We start from the raw sequence: 1454 nt of genomic DNA, 5'->3' as shown, positions 1-1454 counted from the left end.
CAGGCTTATTTGTTTCATGGTATTGCCGTCGAGAGTGGCGCTACTTTTGTTGTTGAGTGGGGCAATTTTCCTACGACTTGGTTTGCTGCTTCGATCGATTCTGACTATCGATCGACCTTTGCCCTTTTTGATTGGGAGGGTAATCCCCAGTTGATGTATTGGGCGATCGCTCGTGGACTAACTGATGGTAAAAATAATGAAAAAAAATAGTATCTATCGAAAAAAATTAGTTAGGATTCTTAGGTCGTCTCTCGTTGAGATGGATTCTCTTAAGCCTATGACTCTGGACGAAGCTTGTGAATATTTAAAAAAGTTTTTACGTTAGATGTTTAAATGTATACCAAACGCATACCAAACGTATACTAAACGCATACTAAACGCATACTAGCGATCGATTGAAAACGTGGGCCGGGGGGGGAGCTGGTTTATGGCCCGCCCCCCCGGCCGCGACAGGCACAGATTGAGGCGCCGCAGGCAAGGTGACATGGCTGCAAAAACAACCGGGTCGAGTAATACCCGGTATAACTCCCAAAAAAACACCATTGGTGATATTATAACTAGCCCTCTTTACAAACACTCAAACTTTATTCCTTTTTTTTCAAAAATAAAGTTTCCCCGCTGGAATTTGTCGCCGTAATTGCAAGGGTTTACGCCGATGAGTTCTTTTATTTTGGAACTTGGCAGTAGCAAAATATGTTTGGCGGCATATTCTAGTGTTTTGTATTTTGCTAATGGGTCTTGGTTGGCGGCGAAGTGGCGGGCGATCGCTTCTACTAATTGCAGGGTTTCATTGAAGTTGTTCAGTTGTTCAGTGGACTTGTCTAGTTGTCCGCTAGACAAGTCTAGTTTGCTTGTTGTAATAGCTTCGGTTTGTTTTGGAAAGTCTGACAGCGCTGCACCAGGGTTGTTTTTTAGGAATTTGTCAAGGTTGTCTAGTTTGTCCAGTGAGTCGCTGGATATTTCTCCGCGCCGTACTGGTTTTATGTGCAGGGCTTTTATGCGATCGTAAATTGACTGTTTGCTGCTTAAGCTGTACCGCGTTTGCAGCTCAGAAATTTTGTGGTTCATTTTTTCAGAATTGCGTCTAGTCTGCTTGGACTTGAGATGATTTTCAGAATTTCGCTGACTGGTTGACCCATGGCGACTGCTCTGTAGACTTCCCCAAATTTTTTACTTGGGATATATTTAGCTCGCTGTTTTTTACCTTCGAGCCAGCGGTAGGTGTAGTAGGGCCCGGTGCATTTGCCTTGATTGTGCCGTATGGAGTGCTGTTTGCCGTCAATGCGGACTTTGTAGTGGAAGTCTATCCAGCCGTTGGAATTGTAGCCGCTGTCCCTTCTGTTATCTAAGTCTAAATTCTCCACAACAGTCTCGACAGTTAATGGAGGTTTGAGATTCTCCACAACAGTCTCGACAGTTAATGGAGGTTTGAGATTCTCCACAACAGTCTCGAC

3 protein-coding genes are annotated in these 1454 nt (G+C 44.2%); 1 reads left to right on the top strand and 2 read right to left on the bottom strand.

What is annotated here, in order from left to right; translation table 11 throughout:
* On the top strand, positions 1-210 hold a 210-nt coding region (locus JGK39_RS00085; protein ID WP_293299168.1), incomplete at its 5' end, for a hypothetical protein.
* 357 nt (positions 211-567) lie between these two features.
* Here JGK39_RS00085 and JGK39_RS00080 read toward each other — a convergent pair.
* Both JGK39_RS00080 and JGK39_RS00075 read right to left on the bottom strand, forming a co-directional pair.
* Positions 568-1068, bottom strand: coding sequence for a hypothetical protein (locus tag JGK39_RS00080; protein WP_293321922.1), 501 nt, complete (start codon positions 1066-1068; stop codon positions 568-570).
* A partial coding sequence (locus JGK39_RS00075; RefSeq protein ID WP_293299174.1) for a hypothetical protein occupies positions 1065-1454 on the bottom strand: 390 nt, incomplete at its 5' end. The genes JGK39_RS00075 and JGK39_RS00080, both read right to left, overlap by 4 nt.

Origin of the sequence: Microcoleus sp. PH2017_12_PCY_D_A, from assembly GCF_020738565.1 — a bacterium.
Taxonomy (GTDB): Bacteria; Cyanobacteriota; Cyanobacteriia; order Cyanobacteriales; family Microcoleaceae; genus Microcoleus.
Note: the sequence above shows the minus strand (reverse complement) of the source record. Positions and strands in the feature narration are given on the sequence as shown.

What these genes read in the sequence shown, in the direction of transcription:
- JGK39_RS00080 (WP_293321922.1), bottom strand. Translation starts at nt 1,068, where the DNA reads ATGAACCACAAAATTTCTGAGCTGCAAACGCGGTACAGCTTAAGCAGC.